At 68.1% G+C, this 20,938-nt stretch carries 19 protein-coding genes; 11 read left to right on the forward strand and 8 right to left on the reverse strand.

Annotation, left to right across the window (positions count from 1 at the left end; genetic code table 11):
• Positions 1-7: 7 nt before the first annotated feature.
• Complete coding sequence (locus tag CAL11_RS21000; RefSeq protein WP_086094134.1) at positions 8-865, forward strand: alpha/beta fold hydrolase; 858 nt, start codon at positions 8-10, stop codon at positions 863-865.
• A gap of 201 nt (positions 866-1,066) precedes the next feature.
• Positions 1,067-2,038 (forward strand): LysR substrate-binding domain-containing protein, encoded by a 972-nt coding sequence (locus CAL11_RS21005; RefSeq protein ID WP_230590273.1) that lies wholly within the window; start codon positions 1,067-1,069, stop codon positions 2,036-2,038.
• Here the strand turns inward: CAL11_RS21005 and CAL11_RS21010 are convergent.
• Genes CAL11_RS21010 through CAL11_RS21020 form a run of 3 tightly spaced genes read right to left on the reverse strand, consistent with a single transcriptional unit; the run spans position 2,013 to position 5,160 of the window.
• The gene (locus tag CAL11_RS21010) at positions 2,013-2,726 is read right to left on the reverse strand and encodes an acetate--CoA ligase family protein (protein WP_086094135.1); all 714 of its coding nucleotides are present in this window, start codon (positions 2,724-2,726) and stop codon (positions 2,013-2,015) included. The two genes, CAL11_RS21005 and CAL11_RS21010, sit on opposite strands and share 26 nt — an antisense overlap.
• A gap of 15 nt (positions 2,727-2,741) precedes the next feature.
• Positions 2,742-4,169: a CoA-binding protein gene (locus CAL11_RS21015; protein WP_230590275.1), complete on the reverse strand. Its 1,428-nt coding sequence runs from the start codon at positions 4,167-4,169 to the stop codon at positions 2,742-2,744.
• A gap of 16 nt (positions 4,170-4,185) precedes the next feature.
• Positions 4,186-5,160 (reverse strand): tripartite tricarboxylate transporter substrate binding protein, encoded by a 975-nt coding sequence (locus CAL11_RS21020; RefSeq protein ID WP_033462801.1) that lies wholly within the window; start codon positions 5,158-5,160, stop codon positions 4,186-4,188.
• 266 nt (positions 5,161-5,426) lie between these two features.
• Here CAL11_RS21020 and CAL11_RS21025 point away from each other — a divergent pair, with 266 nt between their 5' ends.
• From CAL11_RS21025 to CAL11_RS21045, 5 genes are read left to right on the forward strand one after another with little or no spacing between them, the layout of a single operon-like run.
• The gene (locus CAL11_RS21025; RefSeq protein WP_086094136.1) at positions 5,427-6,611 is read left to right on the forward strand and encodes an acetyl-CoA C-acyltransferase; all 1,185 of its coding nucleotides are present in this window, start codon (positions 5,427-5,429) and stop codon (positions 6,609-6,611) included.
• Positions 6,612-6,629: 18 nt separating this feature from the next.
• Positions 6,630-7,430: an enoyl-CoA hydratase/isomerase family protein gene (locus tag CAL11_RS21030; RefSeq protein WP_068924891.1), complete on the forward strand. Its 801-nt coding sequence runs from the start codon at positions 6,630-6,632 to the stop codon at positions 7,428-7,430.
• 46 nt (positions 7,431-7,476) lie between these two features.
• Complete coding sequence (locus CAL11_RS21035; RefSeq protein WP_068924890.1) at positions 7,477-8,703, forward strand: acyl-CoA dehydrogenase; 1,227 nt, start codon at positions 7,477-7,479, stop codon at positions 8,701-8,703.
• Positions 8,700-10,103, forward strand: a complete 1,404-nt coding sequence (locus tag CAL11_RS21040) for a tetratricopeptide repeat protein (RefSeq protein ID WP_086094137.1) — start codon at positions 8,700-8,702, stop codon at positions 10,101-10,103. Before CAL11_RS21035 ends, CAL11_RS21040 begins: the two co-directional genes overlap by 4 nt.
• A gap of 8 nt (positions 10,104-10,111) precedes the next feature.
• Entirely contained in the window at positions 10,112-10,933 is an 822-nt protein-coding gene (locus CAL11_RS21045; protein WP_167382549.1) for an enoyl-CoA hydratase-related protein, read from the forward strand.
• 45 nt (positions 10,934-10,978) lie between these two features.
• Here CAL11_RS21045 and CAL11_RS21050 read toward each other — a convergent pair whose 3' ends face one another.
• The 5 genes from CAL11_RS21050 to CAL11_RS21070 all read right to left on the reverse strand — a co-directional run bounded on the left by CAL11_RS21050 (position 10,979) and on the right by CAL11_RS21070 (position 16,267).
• Positions 10,979-11,962 (reverse strand): Bug family tripartite tricarboxylate transporter substrate binding protein, encoded by a 984-nt coding sequence (locus CAL11_RS21050; RefSeq protein ID WP_086094138.1) that lies wholly within the window; start codon positions 11,960-11,962, stop codon positions 10,979-10,981.
• Positions 11,963-12,024: 62 nt separating this feature from the next.
• Complete coding sequence (locus CAL11_RS21055; RefSeq protein WP_068924882.1) at positions 12,025-12,510, reverse strand: MaoC family dehydratase; 486 nt, start codon at positions 12,508-12,510, stop codon at positions 12,025-12,027.
• A gap of 9 nt (positions 12,511-12,519) precedes the next feature.
• Positions 12,520-13,539 (reverse strand): cyclase family protein, encoded by a 1,020-nt coding sequence (locus CAL11_RS21060; RefSeq protein ID WP_086094139.1) that lies wholly within the window; start codon positions 13,537-13,539, stop codon positions 12,520-12,522.
• 32 nt (positions 13,540-13,571) lie between these two features.
• Positions 13,572-15,080 carry a class I adenylate-forming enzyme family protein gene (locus CAL11_RS21065; RefSeq protein WP_086094140.1) on the reverse strand — a complete coding sequence of 503 codons (1,509 nt, stop codon included), beginning with the start codon at positions 15,078-15,080 and terminating at the stop codon, positions 13,572-13,574.
• A complete protein-coding gene (locus tag CAL11_RS21070) occupies positions 15,077-16,267 on the reverse strand; it encodes an acyl-CoA dehydrogenase family protein (protein ID WP_086094141.1) in 1,191 nt (396 codons plus the stop codon). Before CAL11_RS21070 ends, CAL11_RS21065 begins: the two co-directional genes overlap by 4 nt.
• Positions 16,268-16,452: 185 nt before the next feature.
• Here CAL11_RS21070 and CAL11_RS21075 point away from each other — a divergent pair, with 185 nt between their 5' ends.
• From CAL11_RS21075 to CAL11_RS21095, 4 genes are all read left to right on the forward strand, one after another.
• A complete protein-coding gene (locus tag CAL11_RS21075; RefSeq protein ID WP_068924874.1) occupies positions 16,453-17,238 on the forward strand; it encodes an IclR family transcriptional regulator in 786 nt (261 codons plus the stop codon).
• 268 nt (positions 17,239-17,506) lie between these two features.
• Entirely contained in the window at positions 17,507-18,427 is a 921-nt protein-coding gene (locus CAL11_RS21085) for a LysR family transcriptional regulator (protein WP_086094649.1), read from the forward strand.
• A 123-nt stretch (positions 18,428-18,550) separates the two neighbouring features.
• Complete coding sequence (locus tag CAL11_RS21090) at positions 18,551-19,840, forward strand: NAD(P)-binding domain-containing protein (RefSeq protein WP_086094142.1); 1,290 nt, start codon at positions 18,551-18,553, stop codon at positions 19,838-19,840.
• Positions 19,841-19,929: 89 nt separating this feature from the next.
• Positions 19,930-20,937 carry a Bug family tripartite tricarboxylate transporter substrate binding protein gene (locus CAL11_RS21095; protein WP_086094143.1) on the forward strand — a complete coding sequence of 336 codons (1,008 nt, stop codon included), beginning with the start codon at positions 19,930-19,932 and terminating at the stop codon, positions 20,935-20,937.
• The last annotated feature ends 1 nt before the right edge of the window (position 20,938 follow it).

The raw sequence follows: 20,938 nt of genomic DNA on the forward strand, positions 1-20,938 counted from the left end.
GCCCGCCATGCAACGCCGCGATTACCGCCTCGCCCACGCCGGGCTGGATTTCCACGTCACGGAATGGGGCAGCCCGCAAGGCCTGCCGATCGTGATGCTGCATGGCATCCGCGGGTACGCGGAAACCTTCGCCGGCATCGCGGCCGCGCTGCAGCCGGAATACCGCGTCATCGCCTTCGACCAGCGCGGACGCGGACAGACCAGCTGGGACCCGGACTGCAATTACTACACCGATACCTACGTCGACGACCTGGCCGCGGTGGCCGACCAGCTGGCGCTGGCGCGCTTCGATCTGCTGGGCCACTCCATGGGCGGCATCAACGCCATCGTCTACGCCGCGCGCCATCCGGAACGCGTCGGCCGGCTGGTGATCGAGGACGCCGGCCCCGGCGCCTTCGAGGACAGCGACGGCGCGCGGCGCATCCGCCGCGAACTGGCCGAGACCCCGGCCGGCTTCGCATCCTGGGACGCCGCCTGCGCCTTCATGCGGTCGCTGCGCCCCAGCGTATCCGAGCAGGCCCGCCAGCAGCGCCTCGAAAGCATGCTCAAGCCCGCGCCCGAGGGCGGGTACACCTGGCGCTACGACCATGCCGGCATCGCCCGCACGCGCCTGCATCCCGACCCCGCACGCGTGGTGGACCTGGCCGCCTACGTGGCGCGGATCGGCTGTCCCGCCCTGCTGCTGCGCGGCGGCCGCTCCGACTACCTGCAACCGTCCATGGTCGAACGCATGCGCGCCCTCAACCCGCGCATCGAAGCGGTCGAGATCGCCGACGCGGGCCACTACATCCATGACGACCAGCCCGCGGTGTTCGCGCGCCAGGTCTGCCGTTTCCTGAAGCCGCGCGGGCCGGCTGGCGACTGATCGCCGCGCTCGCGCGCGGGCCGCCGCGCGAGCGCATCGCAACCCGGTAAGGGTTTCCACTATTCAGCGCGCATCGACGCAAAAGCGCGATGTTGCTACCATGTTTCGAGCAGCATCGCGGCTTTCCGTTGCCGTACGTATCGTTCCTGCGAATCACCCTCAGTGGTCGCCCAGCCAGTGCTCGTTAGGCAATTGACGTACATGAATACGACCCGTATGCAGCGCATGCCGCCGCTGAACGCATTGCGAAGTTTTGAAAGCGCGGCGCGGCACGAGAGTTTCCTGAAGGCCGCCGCGGAGCTGCACGTCACGCCAGGAGCCGTCAGCCGCCTGGTCAAGTCGCTGGAAAGCTATCTGGGCGTCGAACTCTTCATGCGTTCGCACCGCGGCGTGGCCATCACGCCGCAAGGCAAGGCGTTCGCCGAGGACATCCTCGAAGCCTTCAACAAGATCGGCGTCGCCACGGACCGCGTCCAGCAGCATCTCGGCGACCGCGGCCTGAGCATCTGCTGCCACCCGACCTTCGCCGCGCACTGGCTGACCCCGCGCTGGGCGCAGGTCCAGGCTGCGCTGCCCAGCACGCAGATCAACGTCAAGACGACCCTCGCGCCCGAACTCGAAAGCACGGACGACTACGACTTCGTCGTCAAGCTGGGCCCCGATCCCGCCGCAGAACAGGCCTGCAGCGGCGGCGTGGCCGCCGAGCGCGTGCTGGATGTCGAGACCTTCCCGATCTGCTCGTCGGCCTTCCTGCAGCGGCATGGCGGCGAACTGGGGCTGGACGATATCGAGCGCTATCCGCTCATCCACGCGCAGCTGCGTCCGCAGGACTGGAACCGCTGGCTCCAGTCGGTGGGGCAGCCGGCCTTGCGCCAGGCGCCCGGGCTGGTGTTCGAGAGCCTGACCCTGGCCTACAACGCGGCGATGTCGGGCGCGGGCGTGGCCATCGGCATCCACGCCTTCATCGCCGACGACATTGCGTCGGGCAGGCTGGTGGCGCCGTTTCCCCATGTGCGAAAAAGCCATATGGGGTTCAACATCTATTTCAACGCCCAGCGGGCGGCGCGCGTGCCGCGCATCGAACAGATCCGCCGCTGGATGGTCCAGGAGCGCAACAAGACGCGCGCCACCGACACCGCCGAGGCGCTCAGAAAGTCGGCTTTTGCAGAATGATCGATGCGTCGGCGACGACCATGCCCGGGTCCAGGCTGCGGCCGCGCACCATGACCGGGTTCAGGTCCAGCTCGGCGATCAGATGGCTGCGCCGGTAGTAGAACTCCGAGACGTCCGCGATCAGCCTGGCGAACGCGCCGATATCGGCCGGTTCCCTGCCCCGGGCGCCGTCGATGATCGGAAACGCCTTGTGATGGCGCAGCGCGCGCTCGGCATCGCGCGCTGACAGCGGCGCCATGCGGATCTCGGGCGCGCCCAGCAGTTCGGCGTAGATGCCGCCCGCGCCCACGACGACGACGGGCCCGAAGGTATGGTCGGTGCGGCAGCCGACGAACCATTCCATCAGGACGTCGCCCACCATCGATTCGACCAGCACTTCCCCGCCGGCCACGCCGGCCCGCCGCGAGCGCTCGCGCAGCTCGCGCCGCGCGCGGTCCAGGTCGTCCGGCGCCACGTTGAGCGCCACCAGCCCCAGTTCCGACTTGTGCAGCACCTCGTCGGCGCACAGTTTGACGACGGCCGGCCCGCCACGGGCATCGCCCGGCACGGGAAACCCCGCCATCGCCAGGATGCGCTTGCTGTCCGCCTCGTGCACCACCTGGCGGCCATCGTCGATCCATTGCTGCAACAGCAAATCGATCTCGTCCAATTTCGTCCCCGCCCCCGCCATGGAAATCGCTATGCTCATGTCTACGCCTGTTCGTCAGGAGATGTCCGTGTCGCCACGTATGGCGCGGAACGCCAGGGCCACCCGGCCGGTGTCGCCATAGATCGGAATGCCGCTGCGGGCCAGTATCTCCAGCGACTCCGGCGTCTGCTCCGGCGTGCCGGTCCAGCAGACCACCACGGGTTTGTCGGTGCTGCGGTACATGCGGACAATGGCGTGCGCGAACGCCGGATTGCGGATGAACGTCGAGATGATCGCGAAGCCGTCGAGGTTCTTCGCGCGCGCGAACAGGTTCAGCACCTCTTCGAACAGCGATTCCTGCGTCAGGATGGCGCCGGACAGGTCGATCGGATTGCGGCTGGCGCCGAATTCCGGCACCTTCGCCTTGAGGCGCTCGAGCGTGTCCGGATCGAACGGCGGCACGGTAAAGCCGTCCAGCTCCAGCAGGTCCGACAGTTCCACGGCCAGGCCGCCGGCCACCGACAGGATGCCGACCGCGCCGCCCTTCATCCGCCTGCCGTTGGCCAGGGCCATGGCGACGTCGATGGCGGTGGCGCTGTCGCGCGCCCGCACCACCCCGAGCTGGCGGAACACCCCGTCGATGACGCGGTCGTCCGACGCCATGGCGCCGGTATGGCTGCTGGCCGCGGCCACGCCGGCGGTCGAGCGCCCGCTCTTGACCACCACGATCCGCTGCTGGGCGCCCAGCCGTTGCACGCTGCGGGCGAAATGCCGGCCGTTCTTGATCTGCTCGATATAGCACAGCACGACCCGGCACTCCGGCTTGTCCGCCAGCGCGTGGATATAGTCCGCGGCCGTCAGGACGGCTTCGTTGCCCGAGCTGACCACGCAGCACAGGCCGACGCCGCGGCGCATCAGGTTGTTGGCCATGTAGCCCGCCATCGCGCCGGACTGCGACACGATCGCGACCTTGCCCTCCAGCATCTGGTTGTACATCGGGCTGAAGGTCATCTGCAGCTTGACGCCCGGCACCACCACGCCCTGGCAGTTGGGGCCGACGACCGGCAACTGGGTTTCCAGGCAATACTGGCGCAGCGCGGTCTCCAGCGACGCCCCGCGCTCGCCGGTCTCGGTAAAGCCCGACGCCAGGATGACGGCCAGGCGCAGCCTGCCCAGCGGCACGGAGGCCAGCGCCGTCACGACCATGTCGGCCGGCACGGCGAACAGCGCCACATCGACCGGCTCGTCGATCTCCGAGAACGCCTGCACGAACCGCACGCGCTCGTAGCCGGATTCGAAGACGCCGGGCTCCACCGGAGCCCGGCACACGCCGTAGATATTGCCGGCAAAGCCATTCTTGACGACGTTGCGCAGGATGACATTGCCCAGCTTCGCGTGGTCGGCGGAGATGCCGACCACGGCGACGGCCCTGGCCTTGAAGAGCGCGCCGATGGCGCCCTGCAGGTGATCGCCGTTGACCGTAAGCTGTGTCACGGATTTCATTGCCACGACGTCCATCTCATTGCGCCTTCAATCCGAGTTCCTTGACCAGGGCGCCCCATTTCACGGTCTGGGAGGCCAGGACTTCGTCCATCTCCTTGGGGGTGGACGCCGGCAGCTCCCAGCCCAGCCCTTCTATGTAGCGCGTGCGGGCCTCAGGGGTGCCGAGCGCGGCCTTGATGGCGGCCTGCAGCTTGTCGGCGATCGCCGGCGGCACGCCCTTCGGCCCGGCGATGCCGAACCACTCGGTGGCCTGGAAGTTCGGAATCACCTCGGCGATGGTGGGCACATCGGGAAACAGCGGCGAACGGGTATCGCTGGTGACCGCCAGCACCTTCAGGCTGCCGGCCTGTACGTGCGGCAGCACCGATCCCAAGTCCAGCACCCCGATGGGCAGCCGCCCAGCCACCAGGTCCGCCTGCGTGGCGCCGCCGCCCTTGTAGGGAATGTGCACGAACTTGGTGCCGGCCAGCTTGTTGACCAGCTCCATGGAAAGGTGCGCCATCGAGCCCACGCCCGACGTCCCGTAGCTGCCGTACTTGCCCGGATCCTGCTTGACCTTCTCGATCAGTTCGGCGAACGAGGCCACCGGAACCGACGGGTGCACGACCACCAGCTTGGGCGCGCGGTTGACCACGGTGATGCCGGTGAAGTCCTGCGGCATGCGGTAGGGCATGCTCGCCTGCATGCCGGGCATGATGGTGTGGCCGGTCACCAGCAGCACCAGGTGGTAGCCGTCCGGCGCCGAGCGGGCCACCGCCTCGGCGCCTATCATCCCGCCCGCGCCGGTGCGGTTCTCCACCACGACCTGCTGGTTCCAGGTCTTGCCCAGCTGGTTGGCGATATAGCGCGTGACATTGTCGGCCGGGCCGCCGGCCGAGAACGGCACGATGATGGTGATGGGTTTGGACGGATAGCGGTCCGGGCTTTCGGCGGCCTGCGCGGCCGCGGGTCCGAGCGTAAGCAGCAGCCCGACAAGTAACGAGCGGATCATGGTTGTCTCCTGTCACTGTTTTATGGATTGCGGGCTTCCCGTCGGAAGATCTCGCGATGGCAGCTTGGCCGGCGCACACATGTTCGGTGAGCGCCGGCCCGGCCGGCAAACGACTTTTTTTCCCGATGGCCTACAAAAACTCAGCCATGGGAATCCAGGCTGAGAAAAACTGAGCCACCCCTGCGAAATAGTCGGTTGCCGCCTGATTTCGGCCGTCGATATAGTCGTCTCCATCCTCACATCCCAGGCAAAACAAGGAGACAGCGATGAGAGAAGCCGTAATCGTTTCAACCGCGCGCACCCCGATAGGCAAGGCCTACCGCGGCGCCTTCAACCAGACGCACGGCGCCGAATTGGGCGGACATTCGCTGCGGCACGCCATCGCCCGGTCCAAGGTCGCCCCGGCCGAGATCGAGGACCTCATCATCGGCTGCGGCATGCCCCAGGGCGCCACCGGCTACAACATCGGCCGCCAGATCGCCATATGCGGCGGCCTGCCGATCGAAACCGGCGGCACCACCGTCAACCGCCTGTGCGCGTCGGGCCTGCAGGCCATCGCCATCGCCGCCCAGCGCATCATCGTGGACCGCGTGCCCATCATGGCCGCCGGCGGCCTGGAATGCATCAGCATCGTCCAGGACGAGCACCATAACGGCGTCAAGAAAAGCCCCTGGATCGAGGCCCACAAACCGCACACCTACGACGCCATGCTGCGCACGGCCGAAGTGGTGGCGCAGCGCTACGGCGTCAGCCGCGACGCGCAGGACGACTACGCCTTCCAGAGCCAGATGCGCACGGCCGCGGCGCAGCGCAACGGCCTGTTCGACGACGAGATCGTCCCGATGACGAGCGTCAAGCTGAGCAAGAACAAGGCAACCGGCGAGACCTACGAAGAAGAAGTGACCTTGCTGCGCGACGAGGGCAATCGCCCCGACACCACGCGCGAAGGCCTGGCCACGCTGCAGCCGGTGATGGAGCCGGACACTTCCATCACCGCCGGCAACGCCTCGCAGCTCTCGGACGGCTCGTCGGCCTGCATCCTCATGGAGGCCAAGGAGGCGGAACGGCGCAATCTGGAACCGCTGGGCGCGTTCCGCGGCTTCGTGGCCACCGGCTGCGAACCGGACGAGATGGGCATCGGCCCCATCCTGGCGGTCCAGACGCTGTTCAAGCGCTTCGGCCTGCGCATGGAGGACATCGACCTCTGGGAGCTCAACGAAGCCTTCGCCAGCCAGACCGTGTACTGCCGCGACCAGCTCGGCATTCCCAACGAACTGCTCAACGTCAACGGCGGGGCGATCTCGGTCGGGCACCCGTACGGAATGAGCGGCGCGCGCATGGTCGGCCACGCGCTGATCGAGGGCCGCCGCCGCGGCGCGCGCCTGGTGGTGGTCAGCATGTGCGTGGGCGGCGGCATGGGCGCCGCCGGGCTGTTCGAAGTGTACCGATAAGACAGGAAGGAGAAACCCATGTCCGAATTCACGCCCAAGACCATCCTGGTGGAAGTCCGCGACCATGTCGCGTGGATCACCATCAACCGCCCCGACGCCATGAACGCGCTGGCGCGCGAAACCGTCATCGAAATCGACCAGGCGCTGCAGCTGCTCGAAGCGCGGGCCGATGTCCACGCGCTGGTGTTCACCGGCCAGGGCCGCGCGTTCTGCGCCGGCGGAGACCTGAAGTACTTCAAGGAAACCGTGGGCAGCGGCGACATGAACAAGTTCCGCGCCTACCTGAACCTCTGCCAGAACATGTACCGCCGCGTCGAGAACTTCCCGCACCCGACGATTGCGGCCGTCAACGGCGTGGCGGTGGCCGGCGGCATGGAACTGATCATTTCCTGCGACCTGGTCATTGCCGCCGAGTCGGCCAAGATCGGCGACGGGCACGCCAACTTCGGCATCATCCCGGGCGGCGGCGGGGCGATCCGCCTGCCGCGCAAGATCCCCATGGCCCTGGCCAAGCGCCTGCTGTTCACCGGCAATCTGCTGCCCGCCCGGGAACTGGCCGAATACGGCCTGGTGAACCAGGTGGTCCCGGACGAGCAGTTGACCGAGGCCGTACAGGCCATGCTGTCCCAGATCACCAAGAATTCGCCGCTGGGCGTGCGCCTGATCAAGCAGCTGGTCAACGATGGCTACGAACAGCCCCTGGACACGGCGCTGCGGCTCGAAGTGGTGGCCTGGGAAAGCTATGGCCTGAGCAACGACATCAAGGAAGGGCTGCAGGCCTTCCAGGACAAGCGCAAGCCCAGGTTCTCCGGAACCTGACGCCGGCTGGCGCCGCAACGACACCGATACGCCCGAGACGGACACCATGGACACGCAGACCTCATCGCCCGACACCAAGCAGCACTACCAGCCCTTCGTCTGGGAAGACCCCTTCCTGCTCCATGAGCAGCTGACCGAAGACGAGCGCATGATCCAGGCGACCGCGCACGCCTACGGCCAGGAGCAACTGCTGCCCCGCATCGTGCACGCGCACCGCACCGAGACCTTCGACCGCAATATTTTCCTCGAACTCGGGCAGCTGGGCTTCCTGGGCGCCACGCTCGAGGGGTACGGCTGCGCGGGCGTCAACCACGTCAGCTATGGCCTGATCGGGCGCGAAATGGAGCGCGTCGACAGCGCCTACCGCTCGTCGGTCAGCGTGCAATCGAGCCTGGTCATGTACCCCATCCATACGTTCGGCTCGGAAGACCAGCGGCAAACCTACCTGCCCGGCCTGGCCTCGGGCGAACTGGTGGGGTGCTTCGGCCTGACCGAGCCCGACCATGGCTCCGACCCCGGCAGCATGGCCACCCGCGCGCGCAGCGTCGAGGGCGGATACCGCCTGTCCGGCGCCAAGAGCTGGATCACCAACTCGCCGATCGCCGATGTGTTCCTGATCTGGGCCAAGGACGACGCCGGCGATATCCGCGGCTTCATCCTCGATCGCGGCATGCAGGGCCTGTCGACCGAGCGCATAGACGGCAAGTTTTCCCTGCGCGCCTCGATCACCGGCACCATCGCCATGGACGAAGTCTTCGTGCCGCACGACCGCATGCTGCCGCACGTCAAGGGGTTGCGCGGCCCCTTCTCGTGCCTGAACAAGGCGCGCCTGGGCATCTCGTGGGGCGCGCTGGGCGCGGCCGAGGCCTGCCTGCACCAGGCGCGCGAATACGTGCTGGCACGCACGCAGTTCGGCCGGCCGCTGGCCTCGAACCAGCTGGTCCAGAAAAAACTCGCCGACATGGAGACCGAAATCGCCATCGGCCTGCAGGCCAGCCTGCAGGTCGCGCGCCTGATGGACCAGGGCCGCGTCTCGACCGAGGCCATCTCCATCATCAAGCGCAACAATTGCGGCAAGGCCCTGGAAATCAGCCGCGTGGCGCGCGACATGCTGGGCGCCAACGGGGTGTCCGACGAATATCACATCATCCGGCACATGATCAATCTCGAGGCCGTCAACACCTACGAGGGCACGCACGACATCCACGCCCTGATCGTCGGGCGGGCCATCACGGGAATCCAGGCGTTCTACGACTCCGGGAGCACGCAATGACACGGCAGCGAAACCGCGAAGGGCTGGAATTCACGGCCGCCAACGCGCAGGCGGTCGAGGCCTTCGACGAAACCGTCAAGCGCTACCTGCAATTCCACGGCGATATCGGCGGCGCGCTCAAATCCACCCTGGCGCACGACGCGCAAATGCCGATGGCGCTGGTCCTGCGCGGCTACTTCTACCTGCTGATGGGGCTGCGCCCGCTGGCCGACAAGGCCGCGCAGCTGGCGGCCGGCCTGCAGCCCGGGCGCGCCGCGCTCACCGAACGCGAACAGCGGCACCTCGACGCCCTGGCGTGCTGGTCGCGCGACTCGCTGCGCGCGGCGACCGAGCACTGGGAGCGGATCGCCCGCGCGCATCCGCGCGACATCCTGGCGGTCAAGATGGCGCATTTCGGCTGGTTCTACCTGGGCCGCTCCGCCCGCATCCGCGACGGCATCGCGCAGGCCATCGATTTCTGGTCGGAGGACGATGCGCTGTATCCCTACATGCTCAGCATGCTGGCCTTCGGCGAGGTCGAGGCCGGCGACCTGGCCCAGGGCGAGGCCAGCGGCAGGCGCGCGCTCGAACTGACGCCGCACGATCCGTGGGCCGTGCATGCCGTCGCGCACGCGATCGAGCCGACCGAGCGCAAGGCCGACGCGCTGGCGTGGATCGCCCGCCACGAGCGGCACTGGAGCCAAGCCAACAATTTCCGCCACCACATCCACTGGCACCGCGCGCTGATCCATCTGGAGCAGGGCGACGCGCAGGCCGCGCTGGACTGGTACGACCGCACCGTGTTCGCCGCCGATTCGGTGGAATACCTGGATATCTGCAACGAAGCCTCGCTGCTGATGCGGCTGGAACTCAGCGGCGTCGATGTCGGCCAGCGCTGGGACGCGGTGGCGGGGAAAAGCGCCGCGCGCATCGACGACCAGGTCATGGGGTTCGCCGACGTGCACTACGCGATGGCGCTGTGCAGCAGCGGGAATCCCGAGCACCGGCAACAGGCCGAAGTCCTGGTCGAGCGGCTGGAGCGCTACAGCCGAAACGACACCGACAACGCCCAGGCCTACCGCGAGGCAGTGGTGCCGATCGCCCGCGCCCTGCTGGCGTTTCGCCAGGGCCGCTACCGGGAAAGCGCCGAGGCGCTGCTTGCGTGCGCCGACACGGCGCACGCGGCCGGCGGCAGCCACGATCAGCGCGACGTGTACGAATACCTGACGGCCGAAGCGCTGTTCCGCGCCGCCCCCACCCATCCGGACACCATCGCGTACCTGGCGCGCCGCTCGTTCCGCGCGCCGCACAACCCGCACAACTGGCGCCTGTACCTGCGGGCGCTGGAACAGTCCGGCCAGGCCCAGGCCCTGGCGGCCGCGACCGCGCGCCGCCAGGCCGCCACCCACGCCACCGCATGAGCCCGCCAATGACGACGCCCGCCCCCGATTCCCCTTGCTACGCCAGGTTCTCGGTCGACGAGGCGGGCATAGGCCTGCTGACCCTGGACGACCCCGCCACCCAGAACGCCATGAGCCTGGCGATGATGGACGCCCTGGCCGCCATCCATCCGGTTATCTGCGCCACGCCGCAACTGCGCGTGCTGATCGTCACCGGCGCCGGCAAGGCCTTCTCGGCCGGCGGCAACGTGCACGACATGCTGGAGCGCCGCGGCGTCTTCGCCCCCGAGGATCCGCTGGCCGCGCGCGACCTGAACCTGGAGCGCGTGCACGCCATTCCGCGGGCCATCCATGGGCTGCCCATGCCCACCATCGCGGCGGTCAACGGCCACGCGGTCGGCGGCGGCTGCGACGTCGCCCTGATGTGCGACATCCGGATTGCGTCGGACCAGGCGGTATTCGCCGAATCGTTCCTGCGGGTGGGGCTGTTGCCTGGCGACGGCGGCGCCTGGTTCCTGCCGCGCGCGGTGGGTCTGTCGCGCGCCATGGAAATGGCCCTGACCTGCGACTTCATCGACGCGCGCGAGGCCGAACGCATCGGGCTGGTATCCCGGGTGGTGCCGCACGCCACCCTGCTCGACGAAGCCTACGCCCTGGCCCGCCGCATCGCGCGCCATCCCCCGCGCATCGCCCGCATGACCAAGCGCCTGATGCAGTTCGGCGCGCATGCGACGCTGCACGATACGCTGGAGATGACGGCCTCCATGCAGGGCATGGTGCAGACCGCCGACGATCACAAGGACGCCGCCCGGGCGATCGCCGACGCCGTCGCCAGCCGAAGCCGGCGTTAAAGCATGCGCAGGCCGGGCCGCCCGCGCGGGCAGCCCGGCCGCCGGCTAGTCGATGCGCGCGCCGGCCTGCTCCACGACCTTGCCCCAGCGGTCGTATTCCGACTTGATATAGGCGCGGTACTTGTCGACCGAGCCGCCCAGCACGATGGTGCCCTGCTGGTCCAGCTTCTGGCGCACGTCGGGCGAGGCCAGGGCGTCATTGATGGCCTTGTTGAGCTTCGCCAGCACCGGCTCGGGCGTGCCGGCCGGCGCCACGATGCCCTGCCAGGCCAGGCTCTCGAAACCCGGGATCAGGGTTTCCGCCACGGTCGGCACGTCGGGCATGCCCGACCAGCGTTCGCGGCTGGTGATCGCCAGCGCGCGCAGCTTGCCGGCCTGCACCGGCGAGATCACCGTGTTCAGCGTGGTCGTGGTGAACTGCGTGGCCCCGGAGATCAGGTCCACCTGGGCCGGCGCCGTGCCCTTGTAGGCCACGTGGGTCGCCTTCAGGCCCAGCGTGCTCAACAGTTGCGCGGCGGTCAGGTGCTCGATGGCCCCCACGCCCGAGGACGCATAGTTGTACTTGTCGGGCCCGGCCTGGACCAGCTCGACCAGCGCCTTGGGCGACTGGGCCGGCACCTGCATGTTGGCCGCCAGCACCAGCGGCACCGCCGCCGTCAGGCCGGCCGGCGCGAAATCCTTCAAGGGGTCGAAGCCGGGCGACCGGTAGACCCAGGGCGCGATGACGATGGACGAGGTGTTGTAGAGCAGCGTGTAGCCGTCGGCGGTGGCCTGCGTCAGCGCGGTGGCGGCGATGTTGCCCGCCGCCCCGGCCTTGTTCTCGACGATCACCGGCTGGCCCAGCTCCGCGCCCATTTTCTCGGCCAGGATGCGCGCCACGTTGTCGGTCGGCCCGCCCGGGGCAAAGCCCACCAGCAGCCGGATCGGCTTGGACGGCCAGTTGTCCTGGGCGAACGCGTTGCCGCCCGCGGCCAGCGCGGCAACGCCGCACAGCAGCGTGGCGCGCAGGATTCCGATTGGTTTTTTCATGTCTCTCTCCTTGTAGAAATCGTCGTTGTTATACGATGCCCGGCAGCTTGCGCCGGGCCATGCTACTGCCGCCTGACGAAACGCATCGGGGTGTACACCATCACCACCTCGCCGCGCTGGTTGACCACGAAGTTGCGCGTGCGCACCAGGCCGCGATCGGCGCGGCTCTTGCTGGGCCGCGCCTCGATGACCTCGCAGCGCACGTGCAGCGTGTCGCCCACGTACGTCGGCCCCTCGACCTTCAGTTCCATCTCCAGGAAGGCGAAGCCGGTGTGCTGCATGCAGGCCTGCATCAGCAGGCCCTCGACCATGGAAAACACCAGCGCCCCCGGCACCACCCGTCCGCGCATGTCCGACTGCGCCTGGACGAACTCGGTATCGGTGAACAACACCTCGGTAAAGCCGGTGGCGTTGACGAAATTGACCAGGTCCGCCTCGGTGACGGTGCGCCCCACGGTGCGGAACTGGCGGCCCAGCGGGAACTCGTCGAAGTGCAGGCCCAGGCCTACGTACGGAACGCCATCGGCGTCCTGGATTTCCAGTGGCATGGCGGGCTCCTATACGGTGGCGATCGGGTTCAGCGGCGAGCCCACCGCGCCGGGCAGGTGCAGCGGCGGCGCGGTCAGCAGGAAGGCATGGCGCTCGTGCCGCTCCAGCCATTCGGCCAGCGGGCTGAGATGCCACAGTTCGCCCAGGTGCAGGCCCAGCTTGAACAGGCAGCGCTCATGCAACGGCAGCAGCGCATGGCAGCCATCGCCCTTGAAGTCGTAGGGCCGGTCCTCGACCGCATAGTTGTCGGCGATCAGCGCGGCAATGCCGCTGTCGTCGATCCAGTCCAGCAGGCGGCTGTCCGAGCCATCGAGCACGGCGCACGAACGCGCCAGCCGCTGGGCGTCGGGCTTGCCGCCCATGCCCAGCACCACGTCGGCAAAACCGGTGTGCAGGCACAGCATGTCGCCCTTGCGCACCTCCACGCGGTCCTGCTCGATCACGCGCATCAGATCGTCGTAGCCGACGCGCTTGCGTTCGTCGCCGAAATGGCGCCGCAGGTCGAGCAGCACGCCGCGCCCCTGCACGCCCTTGGCCGCCATGTGCTCGATCCCCAGGCGATGCGCGCGCGACAGGCTGTCGCGGTCCTCGCGCTGGTGCGAGAAATTCTCCTTGCCGGTATAGCCGTTGTAGAACACCACCTCGGCCACGCCGTCGCCGTCGGCATCGAAATGCGAGCCGATGTGCGACAGCGCGTCCCATTGCGTCGAGTACTGCAGGCTCATGGCCACCATGTCGTCGCACGCCACGTCGGTGGTGTTGTGGTCGTGCTGGAAGGCGTGCAGGTACATGGGCTTGTCGTCGCGCCGCGTCGGCATCAGGCGCGGCGGATGGCGCGCCGGGTTCAGCACGTTGCCGCCCGGCAGGTCCAGCGGCAGGCTGAGGCTGAACACGATTCCCTCCCGCACCTCGGCCACGGCCTCGCGCACCTTCTCGGGGGTCAGCAGGTTGAGCCGGCCCAGCTGGTCGTCATCGCCGAAATCGCCCCAGTTCGAGCCGGGGGGCCGTTGTTTCCATCGTCGGGTCATGGGTTGTCTCTCCTGGTTATCGGTGCAAAGGGTCAGCGGCGCGCCACGGCCAGGTCCACGACCTGCGCCGGCAGGTCGGCCAGCAGATGGCGCTTGATTTTCTGGGTTTCGGTCTTGGGAATGGCGGGCACGAACGAGAAGTAGCGCGGCGCCATATAGGCCGGCAGGCGCGCCTTGAGGAAGGCCTGCAGGGCGCCGGCGTCCGGTTCGCCCTGCAGCACCACGTACGCATGCACTTCCTCGCCCATGATGTCGTCGGGCACGCCGACCACCGCGCAATCGCGCACCTGCTCATGCTTGAGCAGCTGCTGCTCGACCTCGGTGGGCGCGATCATCTCGCCGCCGCGCCGGATCAGTTCCTTCTGGCGGCCGTCGAAGTACAGGAAGCCGTCCTCGTCCAGGTAGCCGCGGTCGCCCGTGTGCAGCCAGCCCTGCTTGAGCGTGCCGGCCGTGGCCTCGGGATTGCGCCAGTACTCCGAGAAGAACACGTGCGGGCGTTCGGAGCGCGCCACGATCTCGCCCTTGGCGCCGGTGGGCACCGGCGCGCCGGCCTCGTCCACCACGGCCAGCTCGATGCCCGTGCGCGCGTGCCCCACCGAGCCGAAGCGCGCGCGCGGCGGCGTGTTCATCGACACCCAGCCGCCGGTTTCCGTCATGCCGTACAGCTCGCGCACCGATATGCCGAAGCGCGACTCCACCGCCTCCCAGACGCGGGCCGGCGCGCCGCCGCCCACGCACCAGCGCAGGGCGTGATCGCGGCGCGGCTCGGGATAGTGCTTGTCCAGGATCGACAGCACCGTACCCACATAGGTAAAGCCGGTCGCGCCATGCGCCACCGCCTCGTCGAAAAAGCGGCTGGCCGAGAAATTGCGCAACAGCACCAGCGTCGCGCCGCAGCCCAGCACCGAGGCCACCGCGTACATCTGCGGATTGGCGTGAAACAGCGGCAGGAAAACCAGGATGCGGTCGGCGCGGGTCAGCGCCAGCGACTGCACCATGTCGTCGCTGGCCGCCACATAGGCGCCGTGCGGCAGCGTCACGCCCTTGGGCAGGCCGGTCGTGCCCGACGTGAACAGGATGCTGTTCAGGTCGCCCGCGGCGCGCGACGGTCCGGCCCAGCGCGCCGGCCGCCCGGCCGGCGGCAGGTCCATCGCGGCGTCGATCTCCAGCACCGGCGGCGCGCCCTCCATGGCCGCCAGCGTGTCGCGGCGCGGCGCCAGCAGCTCGGGCTCGATGATCAGCAGGCGCGACTCGCTCTTGGCCAGCGAGTAGCAGAAACCCTCGCCCACCAGCCCGGTGTTCAGCGGCACGCATACCGCGCCCAGCTCGCCCAGCGCGAACCAGCAGGCCAGGAAGGCCGGGCGGTTGCCGCACATCAGCGCGATATGGTCGCCCGGCCGCACGCCGGCCTGGTGCAGGCGCGCCGCCATGGCGCTGACCATGTCGGCCAGCTCGCGGTAGCGGTACTGGCGGGTTTCGAAAATGAGCGCAATGGCGTCGGGCTGGCTGTCGGCCAGGCCATACAGGCGGTCGGTGATCACGTCTTGGTTCCGGACAGGTGGTTGGCGGCGAAGGCAAGCAATTGCTTGCCGATGGTGTTCTTGAGGATCTCGGACGAACCGCCGGCGATCTCGTAGGCCTTGGCGTCGCGCAGATAGCGGCCGAACGGCGCGTGCTCGGTCACGCCATAGGCGCCGCAGATCTGGATCGCCTGCTCGGCCGCGCGCGTGGCCACCTGGCTGGCGGCCAGCTTGGCTTCGCTGGCATAGCGCGCGATCTCGCGGTGCTCGTCCAGCGCCACGCAGGCCTCGTACACCAGCAGGCGGGCGGCGTCGATATGGGTCGCCAGGTCGGCGAAATACCACTGGATGCCCTGGAAGCCCAGCACCTTCTGGTCGAACGCCTCGCGCCCGGCCGCATAGGCCAGCGCGTTGTCGAACGCGGCGCGGGCAATGCCCAGGCTGATGGCGCCGGCCATGGTGCGCGAAAAATCCAGCGTGGTCACCGCCTGGCGCACGCCCTTGCCCTCGACCCCGATCAGGTGGTCGTCCGGCACCACCACGCCGTCCAGGATCAGGTCCACGTGGGGGCCGTTGCGCAGGCCGAACGTCCCGGACGTCGGGCCGTCGAACGTCGACACGCCCGGCATGTCGCGGCGCACGAAGAACGTGGACACGCCATGGTCCGTCTCGGCCAGCACGATATAGGCCTCGGCGGCCGAGCCCGAGGTGATGAACGACTTGCGACCGTGCAGCGTCCATCCGCCGGGGCCGCGCCGCGCCTTGGTGTCCAGGCTGCGGATATCGCTGCCGTGGTTCGCCTCGGTCAGCGCGTAGGCGGTGATCAGGCCCTGCGCGAACTCCGGCAGCACCGCCGCCTTGAGCGACTCGGCGCCGAACTGGTTGATCAGCGTCTGCGCCTGCAGAATCGTGATCAGGCTGATTCCCACCGCCGCGCTGCCGTACGAAGCCTCCTCGAACACCGCCGCGCAGTGCCCGTACGAGGCCGCCTGGCCGCCCCACTGGCGCGGCAGCGTCAGGCTGGTATAGCCGTGGCGCGCCATGGCCTTGATGATCCGCACCGGGTACACGTCCTGCCGGTCGATAGCCTCGGCCTCGGGCAGCACGGTTCCGGCCACCACGCGCCGCAGCTCGCCCAGGAACGCCGGATCCACCCTGTCGCGCCACAGCGCGGGACTGCATTGGTATGACTTCGCGATATCGATCATGTCCTTGCCTCCTCCCCGAACGCGGCGACGCCGCCGGGACCGGGTTTGGACTCTAGAAACGAAACGCGGCAAAATCGCGGATACGCCTAAAAAGTTCCGCGATACGGAACACTAGTACCAACAGCCAGAAAAATGGCGGCGCGCCCGGGCGGCGCGGCGCCGCAACACACAGGCAGGAGGCAGCAATGGAGGACAACGGCACCGCGCGGGCCGGCGGCGGCGACACCGTGCAAAGCGTCAGGCGCGCCCTGGAGATTCTGCGCATCCTCTCCTACAGCTCGTCGTCGAGCGGCATGCGCTTTTCCGACCTGCAGGCCCAGAGCGGGCTGAGCAAGGGCACGCTGCACCGCTTCCTCAAGACCCTCAGCGCCGAAGGCTTCGTCGAGCAGGCCGCCGGCAGCCGCGTCTACTACCTGGGCCTGGAATTCCTGTCCATGGGCGAGCGCGCCTCCAACCGCCTCGACATCCAGGCCGTCACCCGGCCTGCGCTGGAACGGCTGGCGCAAAGCACCGGCGACACGGTCATGCTCACCATACGCAGCGGGCTGGACGCCGTCTGCATAGACCGCAAGGAAGGCTCCTTCCCGGTCAAGGTGCTGACCCAGAACATCGGCACCCGCCGCCCGCTGGGCGTGGGATCGGGCAGCCTGGCATTGCTGGCCGCGTTCGGCGACGGCGAGGTCGAGAACGTGCTGCGCCGCATCCAGCCGCGCCTGCAGCCGTATCCCAGCCTGGACGTGGACAAGCTGCGCGCCCAGGTGGCCGACACGCGCCAGCGCGGCTACGCGCTCAACCCGGGCTACCTGCTCAAGGGCATGTACGGCATCGGCGTGGCGATCTACCTGGCCCGCCAGCCGGTCGCCGCGCTCAGCATCGCCGCCCACTACGGCCGCATGGGCCCGGACCGCCGCAAGACCATCGCCGCCGCGCTCAAGCGCGAGGCCGACCGGGTGACCGAAGAACTGGGGTAAGGCGCGCGAGCGCCACAAAAACGGAGAATGACCGCAATATCAGTCGTTACTGCGTCTTAGGACTGCGATTGCGGTCATGAAGCGCGACGAAACCCCGCTCCTGCCTGGCAAGCGCCAGACCGAAACGCGGCAATTGGGAGAACGCATCGCCCAAATGCGCCACGGCCTCAAGCTGCGACAGGCCGACGTGGCAGCGCGCGCCGCGTTGGCCCGGCTGCCTGCCAGCTCTTACAATCGTCCCCGCCATCACGCAACCAGCGCCGGGATCATGAACGAAGAGCTGAACCTGCATCGCCTGTTCTACCTGTATGAGGCGGTTTCCACCGGCTCGGTACGCGCGGCCGCCGACAAGCTGAACGTCAACCCATCGGTGGTCAGCCGGCAGATCGCCTTGCTGGAGAAGGACGTGGCGGCCACGCTGATCGAGCGCAGCAGCAAGGGCGTCCAGGCGACCGAGATCGGCGCCCTGCTCATGGACTTCTACCGCTCGCATCGGTCCATGAGCGACGACCTGGCGGAGAAGCTGCGCGAGACCCGCGGCATGCTGCGCGGCCACGTATCCATCTCGCTTGGCGCCGGCTTCGTCAGCGACCTGATGGGGCCGCCGATCCAGGCGTTCCGCGCCCGCTATCCGCACATCACGCTCAACATCGAAACGGCCGGAACGAACGAAGTGATGCGCAGGGTCTGCGAGGACGACGCCCACATCGGCCTGGTTTACAACCCCACGCCGGAGAACCGGGTTCTGTCTCGGGCGCATGCCGTACAGCCATTGTGCGCCATCGTGCGCGCGGGCCATCCGTTGCAACGGCTCGGCCGGCCGCTGAAACTGGGCGACGTGGCGGATTTCAATATCGCGATGAAACCGATTTCTTTCGGCACCATGCAATTGCTGGACATGGCGGCGCGCGTCGAACATGTGGCCCTGAACGTGTCCCTGACGACCAACTCGTCTTCGGTGATGTACCACTACCTCCGCAGCCAGGAGGCCATCACGTTCGCGCCCGCCTTCTCGATCGCCCAGGAGCTGATCGCGGGAGAACTCGTGGCCCTGCCCGTGGATCATCCGGTGCTCTCCAGCGCCGAGGCCCATCTGGTCACCAGGATGGGCCGCTCCCTGCCGCTGAGCGCGCAACGCCTGGCCGCTCACCTGGCCGGCGCCATGACGGCCTTCCAGGCCACGGCCTGAGCAGGCGTTGCCCACAGGGCAACGCAAAATACCGCGCGCGGCAATTCCCCGGCGCGTGCCCCCTTCCTAGACTAGCGCCCATGGCCCTGGCCGCTTCGCCAAGGCTGCATACCGGGAACAGCAATGACCAACGACATATACGACAAGGGTTTGGCGATACGCAAGGAAGTCGTGGGCGCGGACAACGTGGAGCGCTCCCTGCGCGATGCCACCGAATACACCGCGCCATTCCAGGCCCTGGCAACCGAATACTGCTGGGGCCGCGTCTGGGGCCGTGACGAGCTGGATCGCCGCACCCGCAGCATCGCCAACATTGCCATGATGATTGCGCTGAACCGGGCGCCCGAACTGAGGATCCACATCAAGGGCGCGCTGACGAACGGCGTGCCGCGCAAGGAAATCGCCGAGGTCGTCCTCCAGAGCGCCGTGTATTGCGGCATCCCCGCCGCCGGCGACGCGTTCCGGCAGATGCAGTCCGTCTTCGACGAAGCGGATGCCGCCGCCGCCGCTTGCGCGCCCGCCAGCCCCGCGGCGCGCAAATCGATCGCCGTCATCGGCCTGGGCGCCATGGGCTACCCGATGGCCGCCCAGCTGGTCCGGGCCGGCCATGACGTCCGTCCGTACGACGCGAATCCCGCCGTGCTCGCCCGGTTCGCCGAGGAATTCAACACCGGCGTCGCGCCGATCGCGTCCTGCGTCGCGGGCGCCGACTTCGTCGTGACGGTCCTGCCGGATTCCACGGTGGTGACGCGCGTGCTCGACGGGGACAACGGCAGCGGCGGCGTCGCCGCCCGCATCAAGCCCGGCGCGACGCTCATCGACATGACCTCCGGCGACCCCGCCACGACCCGCGCGCTCGCCGCGCGCCTGGGCGAAGCGGGCGTACGGATGATCGATGCGCCCGTCTCGGGCGGCTTCGTCAAGGCGCGTACCGGCGAGCTGGCCATCATGGTGGGCGGCGAGGCGGACACCGTCGCCGCGGCCATGGACATCCTGCAGGCCATGGGCACCTCCATCGCGCACGTAGGGCCGATCGGCGCGGGCCATACCGTCAAGGCCCTGAACAACTACATTTCGGCAATCGGCTGGCTGGCGGTGATCGAGGCGATCCATACCGGCAAGCGCTTCGGGCTCGACGTCGCGACCATGAACCGGATCTTCAACCAATCCAGCGGCCGCAACAGCTCGACCGCCAACAAGGTCGAACAGGCCGTGCTGTCCGGCACCTATCACACCGGGTTCTCCCTGGCGCTGATGGCCAAGGACGTCGGCATCGCCGTCGGGCTGGCCAGGCAGATGGGCGTCGATGCCGAAGTCGGCACACTGGCCCACCGGATCATCCAGACGGCCTTCGACCAATCCGCGGAGAAAGACCTGGATAACTCGCGGCTGTTCGACATCCTCTACAGCTGACGCCTTGGCGGGCCGGCAAGCCGGACCAACGAACGGGGCGCCCGCTCGAAGCGGCGCCCTTTGCATAACGACACCAACCTGGGGAAATCATGTTCCATACCGTCTTGCGCACCTTGCGCCCAACGAAAGCCCTCTCCGGCACCGCCATGGCGCTTGCCGCCTGCCTGCTTGTCCCGCTGGCCGCGCCCGCCCAGGCCGCCTGGCCCGAACGTCCGATCACCTTCATCGTTCCCACCGCCGCGGGCGGCTCTCCGGACGTCGTCTCGCGCCTGCTCGGCCAGCAACTGGGCGTGCAGCTCGGACAGAGCGTCGTCATCGAAAACAAGCCGGGCGCATCGGGCAGCATAGGCGCGATGGCCATCGCGCGGGCCAAGCCCGACGGCTACACCATAGGCTATGCCCCCACGACCATGCTGGCGATCAACCAGTTTCTCTACAAGAAGCTGCCGTACGACGTGGAGCAGGACTTCGACTACGTGACCGAGTTCATCAAGACCTATAACTTCCTGCTCGTCCCGGCCGGCAACCCCGCGAACTCGGTCAGCGAGCTGGTTGCCTACCTGAAGAACAAGCCCGACGGCGCTTTCTTCGCCTCGTCCGGCAACGGGACCACCGGCCATCTTTCCGCCGAAATGTTCAAGCAGCGCACCGGAGTCGAGATGACCCATGTCCCCTTCACGGGCAGCGCGGGTGGGCTCAGCGAACTGATCGCCGGCCGCGTCGACGTGATGTTCGACAACACGACATCATCGGCCCCGCTGGTGCAGGCGGGCAAGCTGAAGGCGATCGCCGTCACCTCGCCGCAACGGCTGCCCGAGTTTCCGGACACCCCGACCATGATCGAAAGCGGCGTGCCGGATTTCGACGTATCGGGCTGGGGCGGCATCATCGTGCCGAAAGGCACCCCCGACGATGTCATCGAACGGCTCAACCGGGAAATCAACATCGCGCTTCAAGCCCCGCTGGTACAGGACGGCTTCAAGAAAATCGGGGCGGCCACCGTCGGCGGCAGCAGTGAGGACATGAAGGCCCATACGGCGCACGACGCCGCGATGTGGGGCGCCGTCATCCGCAACGCCAACATCACGATGGAGTAAC

The organism is Bordetella genomosp. 6, from assembly GCF_002119705.1.
Taxonomy (GTDB): domain Bacteria; phylum Pseudomonadota; class Gammaproteobacteria; order Burkholderiales; family Burkholderiaceae_B; genus Bordetella; species Bordetella bronchiseptica_F.